Genomic DNA, 16,258 nt, shown 5'->3' with positions numbered 1-16,258 from the left:
TTCAGGTCAGACTGGAGTTCTTCTACAGAGAAATATCTTTTGCGCCTTAATGCTACCTGGAAAAATTCCTGGTATAGAGTCTGAATAAATCGTTCAGCATAACCGTTGGTCCAGGGGTGCTTTACCTTGGTGGTCTTGTGCTTAACACCCAGGATAAGGCATGTAGCACCATAATAATGATCATAGGTGGGTTCGGACGAGCCGTATTCCTTKCCGTTATCCGTCAGARCCCGCYGTAACTTAACRCCCATAGACTGATAGTCGCGATGGACATAGTCCAGAAAATCAGCAGCGGATTCAGCTGTCTTGTCGGTGTAGAGCCGTGCCCAGCCGTAGCTGCTGGCACAATCCACCCCTACCTGGACATACACTTTTCCGATACCGGCCAAGCGGCCAATAAGTTTCCCGTCCTGGCTCATAAGATAACCAGGTTGGGGAGCATGTACGTGCCTGTGTTGGCTGGCCTCTTTGTCCAGCTCCCAGGCTGTTTTCTCCTGCGGAGGTTGCAGGGAATCAATCCATTTAAGGCGTTCTCGCCTGGTATTGAGGCCATTGCGTCTAAGTACCCCGTATACAGCGGTTTCGCCAACTTTAATTCCGCCGTTTTCTGGTTTTCTCAGTTCGGCGCTGATCCTTTTGGGTCCATAAGCTGGGTGTTCCTGGACAAAAGCCAGGATAGCTTCTTCTATATCCGGCGGCGTTTGATTAGGCCGGATACCTGGTACACGTTCTTTATCGTGCAATCCGTTCTCGYCTTGTTCCTTATATCTGTTTAAAAACTTATAGAAAGTGGTATGGGACATTTGGCACCGGCTGGCTATTTCACGACGCTATAAATTTTCCTGCCATCAAGTATCATTGCTTGCCTTCTGCAGCGTAATACGGTAGGATGAGTATACACAGCAGTTCCCCCTTATTATGTTGGTGTGGTAACTATCATTATAAGGGGAGCACTGTGGATACTCAACCATCTGGGGCAAGCCCGGGTGGTTGATTTATTTCCCAGCCTATTCCATTTTGTCAACCCATACCCAACTTAACACACATAATACAATTCCTGCCGGATAGGAAATAAGGAAGAAGGTGCCCTATGACAAAACAAGTGTGGGGAATTGTATTTGTTTTGTTGCTGGTTGTATTTGGTTTTTCTCACTGGATGAGTGCAGCCTTACATGTTCCTTTTTGGGTTTCCTTCGGGACAGACGTCGTACTGCTGTCAGCAGCATTCATTTTTCTTTACAGACGCACCCGCCAGGACAAAGAACCGGTTTCCAACAGGTTTATCGAGGACCTGCCGGTTGCTGTCATTGTTGCGGACAGTAACGGTCAAATTACCGATATCAACCACCTGGCCCGGGAGATTTGCGGCATCTCCCGGGAGGATGGTGCTCTTAACATTCTTCAACTGTCTTATGATACCGATTCTCCCTTATATCTCCTGGCCCAAACCCTGGCAGGGAAGCAGGTATACCATGAACAGTATTATACCTGCCAGCGGGAAGATGAGTTGAAATACTATGTTTTGAGCACTGCGGAAATTTTAAAGAATGGGGAAACCTCCTCCGGGGCCATGTTGATCGGCGTGCCGGTATCGGAACAATCCTTTTTGGGCAGGCATTTAAGCCAGCGGGGAAAATTGGCCATGATCGGGGAACTGGCCGCCGGAACGGCCCACGAAATACGCAACCCGCTGACTTCGGTGAAAGGTTTGATTCAAATTTTGTCCCGGCGTTTCGCCGCTGATGATCCGGCCAGAGAACACATTTCGGTGATGTTGACTGAGATTAACCAGATTAACAGCATTATCAAAGAACTGCTGCTGTTGGCCCACCGAACCACGCCAAACCTGAGTTTTGCTTCATTGCCCCCCTTGCTGGACCAGGTTTTACTGCTGGTGGAAGGGGAAGCCGGCCGCCGGGGCATTACGATTGACAAAGAATACAGCCGGGAATTGCCGCTGCTTGTCCTAGATGAAGACCAGATCAAGCAGGTGTTCTGGCACCTGGCAAGCAACGCCATCCATGCCATGCCCTGCGGGGGGAAATTGACCGTTGCCGCCCGTTACCTGGAGGCCGAGCAGGCCGTCATCATTACCTTTGACGACATAGGAACGGGCATCCCCAGGGAACACATGGCGCAGATTTTTCACCCGTTCTTCACCACCCGTCCTGAAGGAACGGGTTTAGGTTTGCCGGTCAGTTACCAGATCGTGGACAACCATGGAGGCAGGTTGTCGGTAAAGTCGGAGGTGGGCAAGGGCAGTTCCTTTTCGGTTAAACTCCCCCTGGTCAATTGTGAAAAACCAAAGGCCTCCTAGCATGGCTAAGAGGCCAGACCAACACCAAGCATTCCTCCCAGTCCGCCGGCGGCCAGCGTTAAGGCCAGTTTGCCTAAGGCACCCACCAGTAAGACATCTCCGGGTAAAAACAGTCCCACCAAAAGCCAGAGAATAATAAAGGTGGCGACTCCTACGCCCAAACCGTTAAAAAGTCCTCGGTTGCGGGCCCTTTTGGCGGCATAACCGCCTCCCACAACCACACTGACAAAAAGGATGACGGTTGCAACCCAGGGCATCGAGCTTTCGGGCAGACTGGTAAAATAATAGGCCAGGCCGGCAAGAATACTTAAGCCAAGGGAAAAGCCCAGGGATACCAGCGTGCCCCGGTAAATGGAGGGAAAATGAAGTACCGGAGTACCGGGCGTTTCCTGTTTCAGAAGTGCCATATTTTTTACCTCCTACACCATTTAACATATTTTATTGAATGAACTTGAAATTTATGACATAAAAGAAAGGGTAGACGTAAATGGACAGGCAATTTATCGTAAGCTATCAGATTGAAGACAGCTTGTATCTCAATATTACCAACCACTGTGCAAACCGGTGCGACTTTTGCATTCGGCGGACCAAAAGCGGCGTTGGCTATAATTTATGGCTCAGCAGAGAACCTTCTTTACCGGAAGTGTTGGATGCCGTCAAAGACCCCCGGCCGTATAAGGAAATCGTTTTTTGCGGCTACGGGGAACCGCTGTCCCGGTTGGAGATGGTCAGAGAAGTTTCGGCTGAGTTGAAAAAGAGGGGGGCCCGGTCCATTCGCATCAATACCAACGGGCAGGCAAACAGTCTTTACGGGCGCAATGTGGTCCCGGAACTGGCCGGCTTGATTGATACCGTCTCCATCTCTTTAAATGCCCAGGACGCAGCCACCTATGTCAGGCTATGCCAGCCCAGGGAGGGCGAACAGGCCTATTTCTCCATGCTTGACTTTATCCGAAAATGTGTAGGGGTCATTCCCAGGGTGATCCTGTCTGTGGTTGAGTGGCCGGGTGTGGATGTGGAAGCCTGCCGGTCCATCGCCAGGGAACTTGGCGCGGAATTTCGTCTAAGGAAGCCCACCGTTTGAGAAGTGAGAGGTGAGAAATTTTATTTTAAAGTATTCTCATTTCCAATCTCTTACCTCTTGGCCTTCAGACGGTAAAAACGCAAAAACCCCCGGGTTTTGATTAAAACCAGGGGCCTGATACCGTTACTCCGCCAGGGGATTATCTCCCGTACCAAGGTTGCGTGCTTTTTCTTTATTTTTATCATAAAAATCATGTTCCCACTTGCCGTCTGTGTTAATATGTGTGGCTGACCCGGTTGGTTCATAGACAAACTTTTTGCCGGTGTCGTAATGTTTTTCCTCTTCCAACTGGTAGTTGTCGCGGTTGTCCTTATCCATCGTTTTCGCCTCCTTAACCCGATTTTTATTATTCTTGCCCGGTGAGGTTTTGTTATACCTGGCCGATTTGATAAAAACAGGTGACCGGGAAAGAATAAAGAAAACGATTTTTAGGAGGATGGAAAAGCATGAATATCTGGAAATTCTCGGCCCTGGCCGGAACGCTGGTGTTTGGGATGCTGCTGGGGATCTGGCTGGCGCCCACCGTTGGTCTGGGTGTTAGGGAGCCGGCGGCCAAACCGGCGCCGGGGCAGGTCAATGTAACCGAACCGGACGTTATGGCCTACCTGGTCAATGAACGCAATCGAGGAAACATGGCCGATATCATGAGTTCCGACCGGGCCCACCGGGCCATGACGGACATTATGAGCAGCAAAGAGATGCAGCAGGCCCATGTACGCATGATGCAGGACCCCGATGTCCAGCGGGCCATGGCCCTGGAGATGCAGACGCCCCAAATGCAGTCGGCCATGGTCAAGGTCTTTGCCCAGCCCAACGGGCATACCGCGCTGGTGGAAATTTTAAGTGACCCGGCCCTGCGGCCGACGCTGATTAAGGCCTTTCAAGCGCCCCAATTGAGGGATGCCCTGAATGACATGGCGGAAAACCAACCTCTAAGGCAGGCGATGGAAAGGGCCTTACGTCAGTAATCTTACATTGACCGCCGGTTCTTTAGGATGTACAATCTTTGGTAACATTTTCCTGAATGGGTGGTGTAGATTTGGCTACTGTACAAACCCGGTTGAAAGTCACAGGCATGAGCTGTGCCGCCTGCTCTGCAAGAATTGAACGTACCCTTGGCAAACTGGCAGGTGTGGAGAAGGCTCAGGTGAACCTGGCAGGGGAAATGGCTACCATTGATTATGATCCGGCTGTTGTGCCCCTGGCTGAAATTATCCATAAGATTGAGGACATCGGGTTCAAGGTTGTCCAGGAGCAGCTGGAGGTAAAGGTGAAGGGAATGACCTGTGCGGCCTGCTCGGCCAGGGTGGAGCGGGTTTTAAGCCGCCTGCCCGGGGTTTTTACCGCTGCGGTAAACCTGGCGACTGAAAAGGCAGCCGTCAAATACAATCCGGCGGAGGTCAACTCGGCGGACATCCGGCGGACCATCCGGGACGCCGGTTATACACCTGTAGGCGAGATCGGGGAGACCAATGCCGACTGCGAACGACAGGAGAGAGAGCAGGAAATCCGCCGGCAGCAGAGGCTGTTTATCGTTTCTGCCGTCCTCTCACTGCCGCTGGTGGCCTTTATGGTGGTCATGCTGGCGGAGTGGCATGACGCCATGCGCTGGGAAATCTTTCACCCCTATGCCCAGTTTGCCTTAGCCACGGCCATTCAGTTCGGTCCCGGTCTCCATTTTTATAAAGATGCCTGGCGCTCCCTGCGGGGAGGCGGCGCCAACATGTCCGTCCTGGTGGCCCTGGGCACCAGCGCCGCCTACTTCTACAGTGTGGCCGCCACCTTCTTTGGCCAACAAATCGGCCAGACGGAGGTTTATTACGAAACCGGCGCCGTCATTATCACGCTGGTTTTACTGGGTAAAATGCTGGAGTCGGTGGCCAAGGGAAGGACCTCCGAGGCCATCCGCAAGCTGATGGCTTACAGGCCAAGACCGCCAGGATCCTCCAGGACGGTGTGGAGAAGGAAATCCCCATTGAGGATGTGCAGGTGGGGGATATGCTGGTGGTTCGTCCCGGGGAAAAAATACCCGTGGACGGCATCATTCATGAAGGAACCTCTACGGTGGATGAGAGCATGCTGACCGGCGAGAGCGTCCCGGTGGATAAGCAGCCGGGGGACCCGGTCATCGGAGCCACCATCAATAAATTGGGGATCTTTACCTTTCAAGCAACCAAAGTGGGCAAAGACACCGCCCTGGCCCAGATTATACGCATCGTGGAAGAGGCCCAGGGCAGCAAGGCGCCCATTCAACGGATGGCGGATGTGATTTCCTCCTATTTTGTCCCCGTGGTGGTGGCCGTTGCCGTCATCACCTTTGCTGCCTGGTACCTATGGGCTAAACCCGGAGACCTTTCCCAGGCCCTTTTATCCGCCACGGCGGTGCTGGTCATCGCCTGCCCCTGCGCCCTTGGACTGGCCACACCCACCTCCATCATGGTGGGGACCGGCAAAGGTGCGGAAATGGGCATTTTAATTAAGGGCGGTGAATACCTGGAAAAGGCCTACCGTCTGGACACCATCGTTCTGGATAAAACCGGCACCATCACCCACGGGGAGCCCAAACTGACCGATCTGTTCACTCTGGGTGACTACAACAACCAGGAAGCAAAGGTCCTGAAACTGGCCGCTGCGGTGGAACGAAATTCCGAGCACCCGCTGGCCAAAGCCATTGTGGAAGCAGCGGGGGAGGCCGGCGAGAATCCCTCTGTCGTGACGGATTTTACGGCCATTCCGGGTTTTGGGGTGAAGGCCAGGGTAGAAGAAGAGGAAATTCTGTTAGGTACCAGTAAACTCATGTCCCAAAACAAGATCGACTTTTCCCAATGGGATGCCACCAGAGAGGCATTGGAAGAACAGGGCAAAACCGCCATGTTGATGGCCGTGGGCGGCAAACCGGCCGGCCTGCTGGCCGTTGCCGATACCGTAAAGGAAGAATCCGCCTCCGCCATCAAACGGCTGGTGGAAATGGGAATCGAAGTCTGGATGCTGACCGGGGACAACCAGAGAACCGCCCGTACCATCGCGGCCCAGGTGGGCATTCAAAATGTTCTGGCCGAAGTGCTGCCGGAGGACAAGGCGGAAAAGGTGAAGGAACTGAAAGAACAAAATAAAGTGGTGGGCATGGTGGGGGACGGCATAAATGATGCCCCGGCCCTGGCCACGGCGGACGTTGGTTTTGCCATCGGCACCGGCACCGATGTGGCCATGGAAGCGGCGGATATTACGTTAATTCGCGGCAACCTCTGGGGCCTGGTGGACAGCATTGCCCTCTCCAGGGCCACCATCAGAAATATTCGGCAAAACCTTTTCTGGGCGCTGGTTTATAACACCGTCGGCATTCCGGTGGCAGCCGTAGGGCTGTTAAACCCCGTCCTGGCCGGCGCAGCATGGCCTTCAGCTCGGTTTCGGTGGTGACCAATGCCCTGCGGCTGAAACGATTTACTCCCCGTCATTAAGGGGTAACAAAAGGGAGGAAGGAAAATGGCAGACACAATTACGCTTAAGGTAGAAGGCATGAGCTGCAATCACTGCAAAATGGCAGTGGAAAAAGCTGTCAAAAAAGTTCCGGGAGTGCAAGGGGTAGACGCTACGCCGGCAGAAAACCGTGTCAAGATAACCCACGATGGCAGCAGCAACTTGGAAGCCATTAAACAGGCCATTATGAATGAAGGTTATGTCGTTGTCGGCTAAAGAAGTAAACCGTACCCCCGGGTGCGGTTTGGTCATTCTTAGGGGCCATACATAAGAACAAGATACTTTGGCAACAATACTCTTTTAGAAAACGGGGGGAACACCATGGGGAACGAACTAAATATAAAGGATCAATTTGACATTGCCATCATCGGCTGCGGCCCTGCAGGCTTATCCGCAGCGGTCAACGGGGCCATCCGGAAAAAGAAAATCGGCATCTTTGGCACCGATTTTTGCAGCCCAAAGCTGCACCATGCGCCGCATATTAATAACTACCTGGGACTGCATAACATGACCGGCGAAGAACTGCGCAAGCGGTTCCTGGAACATGTAAAGGCAATGGGGCTGGAGATTTATAAAAATAAAGTCACCGGCGCTTACCCCGGAGAAGGCGGTTTTATCCTGCAGTCCCGAGATTTGTTTTATAAAGCCGGTGCGGTGATTATCGCCACCGGGGTCAGCACCGTTAAACCCATTCAACAGGAACTGGATTACCTGGGCCGGGGGGTCAGTTACTGCGCCACTTGTGACGGTCCCTGTACAAAGGGAAAAAGGTCGTCGTCCTGGCTTATAACCGGGAAGGGCTGGAAGAAGCCAATTTCCTATCGGAAATTGCCCGGGAGGTACTGCTGGTTTCCCTGGTGAAAGAAGAGGATGTCAGAGGAATTACATTAGATGAAAAGATCCAAAGGATTGAAGGGAAACCGGTGGGCATCACCGGTGACATGTGGGCCACGGGAGTGGCCCTGGAGGGACAGGAATTAACTGCCGACGGTATATTCATCATCCGGGAGTCCGTGCTGCCTGACCAACTGGTACCCGGCCTGGATGTAAGCAACAAAGGGATTGTCATCGACCGCAGCGGCGCCACCAACATTCCGGGCGTCTTTGCCGCCGGGGACTGTACCGGCGCCCCTTACCAACTGAGCAAAGTTACAGGGGAGGGTCAAGTGGCGGCCCTGAGCGCCGTCAAGTATCTGGATGAACTGAGGAACAAAGCCAAAGAGACGGCAAAGGAACTTGCCACAGTGTAAAAGAAGGCCCGCAGGCCTTCTTTTTATATTAAACAAGTCTTTTCATCATGGGGAAGTTTTCATCATCAAAGGCGTAGTGGACACCCGGCACGAAGCCCTGCTGTCCCCAAAAACCCACCGAGTTATCCCTGGGGTTTAAGGAATTGACTCTGGCTTCCAGAACAATGGAGGTACACCCTTGTTTGATCAGGAGTTTCTCCAGTAAATGATAAATCTTTGTGCCCAGATCCTTATTTCTCAGCCGAAGGGGAATTTGCAGGAAGTGTATTTTTGCCTGGGGAAGACCTCCCCGGTCTCTTTGTATTTCATAAATCAAATAAAAGTTTTCTTCTTCAATCTCGTCGTTGTGTTCAATGGAAGTGATATAGACGCAGCCCGGGAAAAGAACATGCTTGATAAAACAAAGGGAGTGGCCCAACATACTTTCCAAAGTCATCTGAAATGACATCAGTTCGTTGTTGGGAGCTGTCAGCACTTGCATGGATCATCTACCCTTATTTTTTCTAGTTATACTATAACACTGTTCCGCGAACGAAGGAATGTTAATTTTTTAAGAAAAAGTATAACGTAGCTTTTACAGAATATTGTCAAAACACCAGGGGATTTGGCATACGAATTAAGGATCATCTGGAAGGATTAGTCAACTCTAGCAGAGAATCCTATACCTAAAGTTTAAAATAAAGGAGCGATGCTAGGATGTGGAGGCCCAAAGGTTTGATTTTCAAGGCCATCAACAGAGTGAGTTTTCTGCAAATCATGGCCTGCTTGTTTGAAGCCGCCGGGGCAGGCAAACCAGCGTTGCGTTCCCTAGAAAAAGCCATTGAAATAGACCCTGATAAAGCTGACTTGCATTTGCAAGCCAGTCGCTTATATTTAAAATTGGGACAAATTGACCAGGCCGCCCTGCATTGTAAGAAGGCCGCCTCCGACCTGGGACCCGGCAGTTTTCTTTACTGGCTGGAGCGGGCCAGCAACGGGGGCATCAAATCCAACCGCTGGGACGACATCGAGATTTTTGATCCCCTGCTGGACAATACCTACATTCCGGAAGCCCCGGCCGGCGATAAAATTTCTGAATTTAACAACAGCGGCCTTCTGCTGCTGGAAACCGGCAGGTACCGCGAGGCGCTGACCTGTTTCGAGCAGGCCCGCATCCTGGGCGGCAATGACCCGGCCGTCTTGTTTAACACAGGCCTTGCTCTGAGCAAACTGGACCGGCACCAGGAAGCACTGGAACTTTATACAGAAGCCCAGTCCCTGGGTTTTAGCAACGCAGAACTGTTAAACAACAAAGGTTACAGCCTGTTTCATCTGGAACGCTACGAAGAGGCCCTGTCCTGCTACGAAGTGGCCCGTCAGTTCCTGCCCAATGACCTGGGCCTGTTAAGCAATATGGCCTCCTGCTACCATGTTCTGGGCAGGGTAGAAGAAGCAGTTGTCTGCTACCGCAGTGCCGTCAAGTCCTGTCCCGAGGACGCCACCTTGCACAACAACCTGGGCATCTGCCTGGAAAACCTTGATAAAATCCCGGAAGCCCTGGAATGCTACCGCCAGGCGGTACATTTATCTCCCAAAAACAATACCTTCCTGTTAAACTACGGCCACTGCCTGCTAAGCCTGGGCCACCTGGACGAAGTCTATGAAGTGGTGGAAAAAATCCTGGTAGAAGAACCCCATAACCACCAGGCCTGGGGCCTCCGCGGAGAACTGATGGCCGAACAAGGAAAAATGCGCGAAGCCGCCGAATGTTACGGCAGGGCATTGGGATTGGCGGGGTAAATATAACTTTAAGGACTTGGTTAACAGCCAAGTTTTTATTTTTTAACTAATGGTACTTAACCGAGTGGCATTTTAGGACGACAAAACGGGATTATGCGTCCACGAAACAGGAAAATTGTTTATTAATAAGGATTTTTCTTTTAAGAATTTTAACAAAAAACTTGTCTTTCCTAGCAGGGAGATCGCCGACGGAAGAGAAATATAGTAAAGTTTAGGACCGGGAGAAATACTAGATTTTAAGGAGGAAGACACATGTTTGAATTGACGGTCCGAAGCAGATTCTCCGCTGCCCACAGTCTGTGCGGATATCCCGGCGATTGTGCCAGATTACACGGGCATACCTGGACGGTTGAGGTGAAGGTCACCGGCGACAAGCTGGACCAACTGGGCATGCTGGTGGATTTTAAAGATATTAAAAAGCAGCTGTCTATGATCATCGATCAATTGGACCACCGTTTTCTCAATGACATCCCTGGCTTTAGAGAAGAGGGCGTCAATCCCACAGCTGAAAACTTGGCTTATTATATTTACAAAACCCTGGAGCAGGCCATCGCTGCCATCAGGGAAGGGATCCGGCTGAAGGAAATTTCGGTCTGGGAATCCCCGGATGCCTATGCTACCTATCGGGAGGAGTTTAATTGAACAGTGTGGTACTTTTGTCGGGCGGGCTGGACTCCGCCGTCAACCTGGCCTATGCCTTGACTGAAGGAAGGGTGGAACTGGCCCTTACCATGAACTACGGCCAACGTGCGGCAGAGAAGGAGATAGAGGCCGCAGGTCAGCTGGCCCGGCATTATAACATCCCTCACCGGGTCATTGAGCTGCCCTGGGTGGCGCAGATAACGCAAACGGCCCTGGTAAGCAGGGACGACACCTTGCCGGAGCCCACTGCCGGAGAACTGGATGACATGAATGCTGCCAGTAAAACGGCGGCTGCGGTTTGGGTGCCCAACCGCAACGGATTGTTTGTCAATATCGCCGCCTGTTTTGCCGAGGCATTAAAATGTGGGCAGGTGGTGACCGGTTTTAACCGCGAAGAAGCAGCCACCTTTCCGGATAATACGCCGGAATTTGCCATGGCCGCCAGCAGAGCCATGGAGTATTCCACCGCCAATCAAGTAAAAGTTATCAGTTACACCAACCGGTTGGATAAAAAAGAAATCGTCGCCCTGGGGGACCGCCTGCGGGTGCCATGGGATTTCATCTGGAGCTGCTACCGGGGTGAGACACAGATGTGCGGCAGGTGCGAAAGCTGCCGGCGTATGATCCGGGCCTTTACGTCCCTCAACATAGACCTGCCCGCAGCCCTCAAGAACAATCAGGCCGGGGGTGAGTAACATGCTGGTCTATGTGCTGGAAAAGCCGTTAAAATACGACGGCAGGCAATTGTCCTCCCTGTTTGGTTTCCGCAACTTTGGCATTCAGGGGGACAGCATCATTTGTTTTCGTGGTGCCTGCCGGGTGGACCTGACGGAAATGGTGGACCTGGCGGATGTCCGGGAGAATGCCCCCATTTTCAGTGAAGACATGCTGCATTTTATTATTGAACATTTTGACATGGATTTGGAAAAAACGGTGATTCGCCAGCGGTTTTTAATGGCCATCATTAATGAAATTCTGGAGAGCAAAACCGGCAAAACCTTTCGGAGAAGTGGTGACGATCTTTACCAGGGCAGTCGAAAGCTGTCGGTGTCCATCGCCACCGCCAGTCCTGTATCCACCATGATTCATACCGGTCTTAATGTGTCTTCCCTGAATACCCCGGTGCCCACCGTCGGCCTGGCTGATTTGGGGATACCGCCCGGTGAAATCCTGGCAGTGGGTGAGAACATTGCCAGGGCCTATGCGGAGGAAATGAAGAGCATTCGGTTGGCCCGCTGCAAGGTCAGGGGGGTAGGCTAGTGTCCGGGGTTTATCTCCAGGAACTTTTTTCTTCGGTACAGGGAGAAGGCCCCTTTGTGGGATGCAGGCAGGTTTTCATAAGATTGGCGGGCTGCAACTGGACCTGTGCATACTGTGACACACCCACCGATCCGGCACCGGAGACCTGGGTTCTGGAAAAAACACCCGGATGCAGGGACTTTATGACCCTGCCGAACCCGGTAGAACCCCAGCAGCTGGCTGAAATGGTTGCGCGCCATTATGATTTAACCCTGCATCATTCCGTCAGTCTCACCGGCGGTGAACCGCTGCTGCACACACATTTTCTAAAGGAACTCATCCCCAGAATCTCGGCACCCGGGCGGGCATTTTTTTAGAAACCAACGGCACACTGCCCGGAGAATTGTCCTCGGTGATCCACTGTATTGATATCGTAAGCATGGACATTAAATTGGAGAGTTCGACCAAAACAAAAACCCCCTGGGATGTACATAAGGAATTTCTAGCCATAGCGGCACAAAAAAAGGTGTATGTGAAAGTTGTGATTTCTGCGGCAACAAAGGAAGCAGAAATTGAACAAACAGGGAAACTCATCGGCAGCATTGATCCTGAAATTGAACTGATCCTGCAGCCTGTCACAGCAAAGGGAGGTATTGGTGCGGGGATCGTTGACAGGGTCCTCAAGTTTCAGGAACAGGCTCTTAAAGTCTTGAAAAACGTGAGGGTGATCCCGCAGACTCACCTGATGATGGGGCAGTTATAGAGGAGTTGAAGAAATGTTTGATCTTGCTAAAATAGAACAAGCTGTAAAAATGATCTTACAAGCCATTGGCGAGGACCCGGACAGAGAGGGTTTGGTGGAGACGCCGTCCAGAGTGGCCAAAATGTACCAGGAGATTTTCGCCGGCCTTGATGAAGATCCGGAAGAACACCTGGATAAAACCTTTTCCGAAGAACATGAAGAAATGGTGCTGGTAAAGGATATTCGTTTGTTCAGCATGTGTGAACATCATTTGATACCTTTCATTGGCAAGGCCCATGTCTGCTACATTCCGAGAAACGGCAATGTTACCGGCTTATCCAAACTGGCCAGGCTGGTCAACGGCTATGCCCGCCGCCCGCAGCTTCAGGAAAGACTGACCAAACAAATTGCCGATGCCATCATGTCCCGTTTAAACCCCTACGGTGTATTGGTGGTGGTGGAGGCGGAACACCTCTGCATGTCCATGCGAGGGGTGCGGGCACCGGGTGCAAAAACCGTTACCTCTGCAGTGCGAGGTATCTTTAAGAAAAACGAGGCTTCCCGGGCAGAAGCCCTGAGTTTAATTTTGAAGAACGAATAATCGGGAGGGGAATTTGTGAGTAGTGAAAGTAAGGGGTCGGATAAGCTGGAAATGATTGCCCAGCAGAGTTTTACCGCTTATCCGGAAATGTATAAAATTGTAGATTTTTTAAACAGAACGTTAAAGGATAAACAAATTATTTTTGGCTTAACCAAAAGCAAAGACGGTAAAATGACAATTTCGATCTATGAAACCTAGGAGGTCGTAATGAGGATACTCATTTCCAATGATGACGGAATCTATGCCGACGGCATCGGCGAACTTCGGAAGGCTATGGAACAAATCGCAGACGAGGTCTACGTAGTGGCGCCGGACCGGGAACGAAGCGCCTGCGGTCACGGCATTACGGTGACCCGGCCTCTCAGGGCCAAGATTCATAGATTTAAGTCCGGTAAAGCAAAGGGTTGGGTTGTGGACGGCACCCCGGCGGATTGTGTCAAGCTGGGTTTGGAGTCCATTTTAGAAGGGCCGCCGGACCTGGTGGTATCCGGCATTAACCTGGGTCCAAACCTGGGCACCGATGTTTTGTACTCCGGTACGGTTTCCGCCGCCTTTGAGGGCGTGATTAATCATGTGCCGGCCATTGCCGTCTCCCTGGCCGCCTGGGAGAAATTTGATTATAAAGCGGCCGCGGACTTCATGAAGGAATTTGTGCCCCTGGTGATGGCAAATCCCGTAGACCCCGGTACTTTGTTAAACGTAAACGTGCCCAACCATTACGATGGGCGGGGCGTCAGGGTCACCCGGCTGGCCCGGCGCCGCTATATCAAATGCTTTGACAAGCGGGTGGACCCCAGGGGTAAAATCTATTTCTGGATGGCCGGGGAACCCCATAACCTGGACGAAGACGATCCGGAAACCGATGCCGCAGCCATTAACGAGGGATTTGTATCCGTTACGCCGCTGCAGCTGGACGTCACGGATTATGCTTTCCGAAAAAAATGGCCGGCTGGCTGCCGACCAAGTAGGTTCTTTTAAGCTCTCTTATTTAGGAGGGCTTTTTTATACCAATTCATTGGCCTTTCCAGCGCGATGCGCACGAAGTTGCCGCACTGGCGGGAAGTTAAATTGCCGTAGTCGCTTTTTTCACCTAAAATTAATCCTTCCACTCCCTGCACGCTGGCGGCATAGTGTTTCATTCGGTGGTCCATTACTTTATTTCTTGCCATAATTTATCCTCCCTTACAAAAAAGTTTGCTGCGCCGAATTTCTATCCGCTCTGGCTAAATCTTGTGCTGGATGACTTTAACCAAAGGGGCCTTTATTCGGCAAAAGTATGAGCGGTTACCTTCTCAGAATGGTTCAGGCAGTGAAACCAGAGCAATGCAGCGCAAGTCAAAATATTTATTGTACCCTCAGGGTTGAACTTAGTATGTGTTGCATTTTACTAAATTATTTAGTAAAAATTTGGCGACAAAACCAGTGAAAAATTAAATTTATCAAATTAAAAGCGTTTGATTACCAGGCGAAAAATTTGAAGAAAATCTTTCCGGTGAATGCCCCCCAGCAGCAACAGGAGAATTATATAAACCAGACCGCCTGCTGTCAGTGCAACAATTAAGGTCAATAACGGAGAAAAACTCAATAATACCAGCTTGATTTGCCAGATCACAACTCCCATACCTAAGGCCGCCAGGCTGGGCTTAAGAATGTCGTGGGATAAATGAATTCGATAACCGACCAGTTGATGTAAATCAAGATAATTTAATATCGCCATGACAATAAAACTGACACTGAGAGAGATGGCAGAACCCAGTATTCCCAGGGAGGGAATGGCGGTTAAGTAATAAAGTCCCAAAATTTTAAAGACAGAGGCGATGACCAGGTTTTTAAAGGGCTTGACGGCTTCACCCATCCCCTGCAAAATGCCGGTGGTTGTTTGTTGAAAGTAAAGAAAGGGACCGCCAATGGCCAGGACAGCCAAAATGATGCCTGCCTCAGCGTAGCCGAACAACACGCCGCACATTTCATCAGGCAGCAAAATGAAAGCAACGGTACAGGGCAAACCGGCGCCGATGGTAATTCGCAGGGCCTTGGAAGTGCGGGTTTGCACAAGCCTGTAGTTTTCCAAGGCCAGGGCGTCTGAGATAGCCGGCACCAGAGCGGTGGCCAGAGCAATGGTAATCATCGTCGGAGTAAAAAGTAAGGTTTCTGCGATGCCTACCAGCTGGCCATAGACGGAAGTGGCCTGGTGAATATCCATCCCCGCAGTCTGCAGCCGTATGGGGATTAGCACGGCTTCTGCCGATATGAGCAAGGTACTGACAAAACGGGTGAGCGTAATGGGGATCCCCAGGCCAAAAATGCGGGAGAGAGTTTGTCTAAAGGGTTCATACAACGGTCTTGCCCCTGCGGGGACCGGTTGTTTTCGGGTGAAATAGAGATAAATCATGGTTAAGCAGCCTACAAATTCGCCGATCACCACACCCAGGGAAACACCGACGGCGGCGTATTCAACTCCCCTTGGTAAAAGAAGATAAGCGATACAAAGGCCTGCGATGACCCGGACGATCTGCTCCAGGGTCTGGGTAATGGCCGTCGGGGTCATTTGCTGCAGACCCTGAAAGTATCCCCGGAAGGCGGAACAGACAGAAACCACAATGACCCCGGGGATCAGGCAAAGGAAGATATAGTACACTTTCGGGTTGGGAAAGACATACTTCGTCAGCAGGGGAGAAACCATTACCAGCAGGGCAGTAAACAAAACACTGGAGACCACCAAAATTAAGAGGCATATTTTAAAGATCCGGCTCGCCCCTCTGACATTATTCTTGGCCATTTCCTCCGCCACCAGCTTGGCAATGGCTACAGGGATGCCCATGGTTGCCAGGACCAGGACCAGAATATAGACAGGAAAAACCATGTTAAACAAGCCGATTCCCTCGGGTTTGATCAGCCTGATAATAACGATCTGATAAATAAACCCGATAATACGGTTAATAAAGCTTGCTGCCAGTAAAATCAAAGCACCTGTAACAAAGGATTGTCGAGACATGTCCATTTTCCTTTCGCCCTGACAAGGCCAGATATTCCACTATGTTATGTTTATGACAACGGGCATCCTGGTATGAAAAGTAAGCTAAAGAAAAAAATGGCAGTGAAAATTTAAAATTCAATTTTCGTTATA

At 51.1% G+C, this 16,258-nt stretch carries 21 protein-coding genes and 1 pseudogene; 16 read left to right on the top strand and 6 right to left on the bottom strand.

Translation table 11 applies throughout. The features are described 5' to 3' along the window. Positions 1–743 (bottom strand): IS3 family transposase (locus tag P378_RS12075; RefSeq protein ID WP_238473173.1); only part of this gene is annotated, 743 nt, incomplete at its 3' end. A gap of 347 nt (positions 744–1,090) precedes the next feature. Between P378_RS12075 and P378_RS12070 the strand changes: the two genes are divergently transcribed. After that, the gene (locus P378_RS12070) at positions 1,091–2,317 is read left to right on the top strand and encodes a two-component system sensor histidine kinase NtrB (RefSeq protein WP_099083426.1); all 1,227 of its coding nucleotides are present in this window, start codon (positions 1,091–1,093) and stop codon (positions 2,315–2,317) included. A gap of 5 nt (positions 2,318–2,322) precedes the next feature. Here the strand turns inward: P378_RS12070 and P378_RS12065 are convergent, their stop codons facing one another. After that, on the bottom strand, positions 2,323–2,724 hold the full coding sequence (locus P378_RS12065; RefSeq protein WP_099083425.1) for a TIGR04086 family membrane protein: 402 nt from the start codon (positions 2,722–2,724) through the stop codon (positions 2,323–2,325). Between the two features lie 80 nt (positions 2,725–2,804). On the opposite strand from P378_RS12065, the gene P378_RS12060 reads away from it, so the two are divergent. Further along, positions 2,805–3,401, top strand: a complete 597-nt coding sequence (locus P378_RS12060; RefSeq protein WP_099083424.1) for a TatD family nuclease-associated radical SAM protein — start codon at positions 2,805–2,807, stop codon at positions 3,399–3,401. 123 nt (positions 3,402–3,524) lie between these two features. On the opposite strand, the gene P378_RS12055 is transcribed toward P378_RS12060, so the two are convergent. Further along, positions 3,525–3,719: an LAS seventeen-binding protein 3 gene (locus P378_RS12055; protein WP_099083423.1), complete on the bottom strand. Its 195-nt coding sequence runs from the start codon at positions 3,717–3,719 to the stop codon at positions 3,525–3,527. 128 nt (positions 3,720–3,847) lie between these two features. On the opposite strand from P378_RS12055, the gene P378_RS12050 reads away from it, so the two are divergent. From P378_RS12050 to P378_RS24190, 5 genes and pseudogenes are all read left to right on the top strand, one after another. Further along, positions 3,848–4,369, top strand: coding sequence for a hypothetical protein (locus P378_RS12050; protein ID WP_099083422.1), 522 nt, complete (start codon positions 3,848–3,850; stop codon positions 4,367–4,369). Positions 4,370–4,425: 56 nt separating this feature from the next. Next, positions 4,426–6,859: pseudogene (locus P378_RS12045) on the top strand (heavy metal translocating P-type ATPase). A gap of 25 nt (positions 6,860–6,884) precedes the next feature. Further along, positions 6,885–7,094, top strand: coding sequence for a cation transporter (locus P378_RS12040; RefSeq protein WP_099083421.1), 210 nt, complete (start codon positions 6,885–6,887; stop codon positions 7,092–7,094). Between the two features lie 105 nt (positions 7,095–7,199). Then, on the top strand, positions 7,200–7,739 hold the full coding sequence (locus P378_RS24195) for an NAD(P)/FAD-dependent oxidoreductase (RefSeq protein WP_420796001.1): 540 nt from the start codon (positions 7,200–7,202) through the stop codon (positions 7,737–7,739). Further along, the gene (locus tag P378_RS24190; RefSeq protein ID WP_420796000.1) at positions 7,736–8,128 is read left to right on the top strand and encodes an FAD-dependent oxidoreductase; all 393 of its coding nucleotides are present in this window, start codon (positions 7,736–7,738) and stop codon (positions 8,126–8,128) included. Before P378_RS24195 ends, P378_RS24190 begins: the two co-directional genes overlap by 4 nt. Positions 8,129–8,156: 28 nt before the next feature. On the opposite strand, the gene P378_RS12030 is transcribed toward P378_RS24190, so the two are convergent. Next, positions 8,157–8,609: an N-acetyltransferase gene (locus tag P378_RS12030; RefSeq protein ID WP_099083420.1), complete on the bottom strand. Its 453-nt coding sequence runs from the start codon at positions 8,607–8,609 to the stop codon at positions 8,157–8,159. Positions 8,610–8,842: 233 nt separating this feature from the next. Here P378_RS12030 and P378_RS12025 point away from each other — a divergent pair, with 233 nt between their 5' ends. The 9 genes from P378_RS12025 (at position 8,843) to surE (ending at position 14,109) form a co-directional block, all read left to right on the top strand. Then, the gene (locus P378_RS12025) at positions 8,843–9,907 is read left to right on the top strand and encodes a tetratricopeptide repeat protein (protein ID WP_238473172.1); all 1,065 of its coding nucleotides are present in this window, start codon (positions 8,843–8,845) and stop codon (positions 9,905–9,907) included. Positions 9,908–10,159: 252 nt separating this feature from the next. Beyond that, complete coding sequence (queD, locus tag P378_RS12020) at positions 10,160–10,549, top strand: 6-carboxytetrahydropterin synthase QueD (protein WP_099083418.1); 390 nt, start codon at positions 10,160–10,162, stop codon at positions 10,547–10,549. Further along, entirely contained in the window at positions 10,546–11,244 is a 699-nt protein-coding gene (queC, locus tag P378_RS12015) for a 7-cyano-7-deazaguanine synthase QueC (RefSeq protein ID WP_099083417.1), read from the top strand. The genes queD and queC overlap by 4 nt, the downstream gene beginning before the upstream one ends. 1 nt (position 11,245) lies before the next feature. Continuing rightward, the gene (locus tag P378_RS12010; RefSeq protein WP_099083416.1) at positions 11,246–11,809 is read left to right on the top strand and encodes a DUF366 family protein; all 564 of its coding nucleotides are present in this window, start codon (positions 11,246–11,248) and stop codon (positions 11,807–11,809) included. Next, positions 11,809–12,165 carry a 7-carboxy-7-deazaguanine synthase QueE gene (locus P378_RS21790; protein ID WP_238473171.1) on the top strand — a complete coding sequence of 119 codons (357 nt, stop codon included), beginning with the start codon at positions 11,809–11,811 and terminating at the stop codon, positions 12,163–12,165. The genes P378_RS12010 and P378_RS21790 overlap by 1 nt, the downstream gene beginning before the upstream one ends. A gap of 35 nt (positions 12,166–12,200) precedes the next feature. After that, complete coding sequence (locus P378_RS21785) at positions 12,201–12,551, top strand: hypothetical protein (protein WP_238473170.1); 351 nt, start codon at positions 12,201–12,203, stop codon at positions 12,549–12,551. A 13-nt stretch (positions 12,552–12,564) separates the two neighbouring features. Further along, a complete protein-coding gene (gene folE / locus P378_RS12000) occupies positions 12,565–13,131 on the top strand; it encodes a GTP cyclohydrolase I FolE (protein ID WP_099083415.1) in 567 nt (188 codons plus the stop codon). A gap of 51 nt (positions 13,132–13,182) precedes the next feature. Next, positions 13,183–13,329 carry a YpmA family protein gene (locus tag P378_RS11995; protein ID WP_099083429.1) on the top strand — a complete coding sequence of 49 codons (147 nt, stop codon included), beginning with the start codon at positions 13,183–13,185 and terminating at the stop codon, positions 13,327–13,329. 9 nt (positions 13,330–13,338) lie between these two features. Beyond that, positions 13,339–14,109, top strand: coding sequence for a 5'/3'-nucleotidase SurE (surE, locus tag P378_RS11990; RefSeq protein ID WP_143338478.1), 771 nt, complete (start codon positions 13,339–13,341; stop codon positions 14,107–14,109). On the opposite strand, the gene P378_RS11985 is transcribed toward surE, so the two are convergent. Together P378_RS11985 and spoVB are read right to left on the bottom strand one after the other, a co-directional pair. Beyond that, entirely contained in the window at positions 14,106–14,300 is a 195-nt protein-coding gene (locus P378_RS11985; protein ID WP_143338477.1) for a small, acid-soluble spore protein, alpha/beta type, read from the bottom strand. The two genes, surE and P378_RS11985, sit on opposite strands and share 4 nt — an antisense overlap. Before the next feature lie 275 nt (positions 14,301–14,575). Continuing rightward, complete coding sequence (gene spoVB, locus P378_RS11980) at positions 14,576–16,126, bottom strand: stage V sporulation protein B (protein ID WP_099083414.1); 1,551 nt, start codon at positions 16,124–16,126, stop codon at positions 14,576–14,578. Between the last annotated feature and the right edge of the window lie 132 nt (positions 16,127–16,258).

The sequence above is a fragment of the Desulforamulus profundi genome (genome assembly GCF_002607855.1).
Note: the sequence above shows the minus strand (reverse complement) of the source record. Positions and strands in the feature narration are given on the sequence as shown.

Excerpts from the sequence above, each read along its gene's own strand:
- P378_RS11995 (WP_099083429.1), top strand. The coding sequence starts at position 13,183 with ATGATTGCCCAGCAGAGTTTTACCGCTTATCCGGAAATGTATAAAATT.
- P378_RS12055 (WP_099083423.1), bottom strand. The coding sequence starts at position 3,719 with ATGGATAAGGACAACCGCGACAACTACCAGTTGGAAGAGGAAAAACAT.
- P378_RS12050 (WP_099083422.1), top strand. The coding sequence starts at position 3,848 with ATGAATATCTGGAAATTCTCGGCCCTGGCCGGAACGCTGGTGTTTGGG.
- P378_RS11985 (WP_143338477.1), bottom strand. The coding sequence starts at position 14,300 with ATGGCAAGAAATAAAGTAATGGACCACCGAATGAAACACTATGCCGCC.
- P378_RS24195 (WP_420796001.1), top strand. The coding sequence starts at position 7,200 with ATGGGGAACGAACTAAATATAAAGGATCAATTTGACATTGCCATCATC.
- P378_RS12070 (WP_099083426.1), top strand. The coding sequence starts at position 1,091 with ATGACAAAACAAGTGTGGGGAATTGTATTTGTTTTGTTGCTGGTTGTA.
- queD (WP_099083418.1), top strand. The coding sequence starts at position 10,160 with ATGTTTGAATTGACGGTCCGAAGCAGATTCTCCGCTGCCCACAGTCTG.
- P378_RS12040 (WP_099083421.1), top strand. The coding sequence starts at position 6,885 with ATGGCAGACACAATTACGCTTAAGGTAGAAGGCATGAGCTGCAATCAC.
- P378_RS12065 (WP_099083425.1), bottom strand. The coding sequence starts at position 2,724 with ATGGCACTTCTGAAACAGGAAACGCCCGGTACTCCGGTACTTCATTTT.
- surE (WP_143338478.1), top strand. The coding sequence starts at position 13,339 with ATGAGGATACTCATTTCCAATGATGACGGAATCTATGCCGACGGCATC.
- P378_RS12060 (WP_099083424.1), top strand. The coding sequence starts at position 2,805 with ATGGACAGGCAATTTATCGTAAGCTATCAGATTGAAGACAGCTTGTAT.
- P378_RS12010 (WP_099083416.1), top strand. The coding sequence starts at position 11,246 with ATGCTGGTCTATGTGCTGGAAAAGCCGTTAAAATACGACGGCAGGCAA.
- folE (WP_099083415.1), top strand. The coding sequence starts at position 12,565 with ATGTTTGATCTTGCTAAAATAGAACAAGCTGTAAAAATGATCTTACAA.
- P378_RS12030 (WP_099083420.1), bottom strand. The coding sequence starts at position 8,609 with ATGCAAGTGCTGACAGCTCCCAACAACGAACTGATGTCATTTCAGATG.
- spoVB (WP_099083414.1), bottom strand. The coding sequence starts at position 16,126 with ATGTCTCGACAATCCTTTGTTACAGGTGCTTTGATTTTACTGGCAGCA.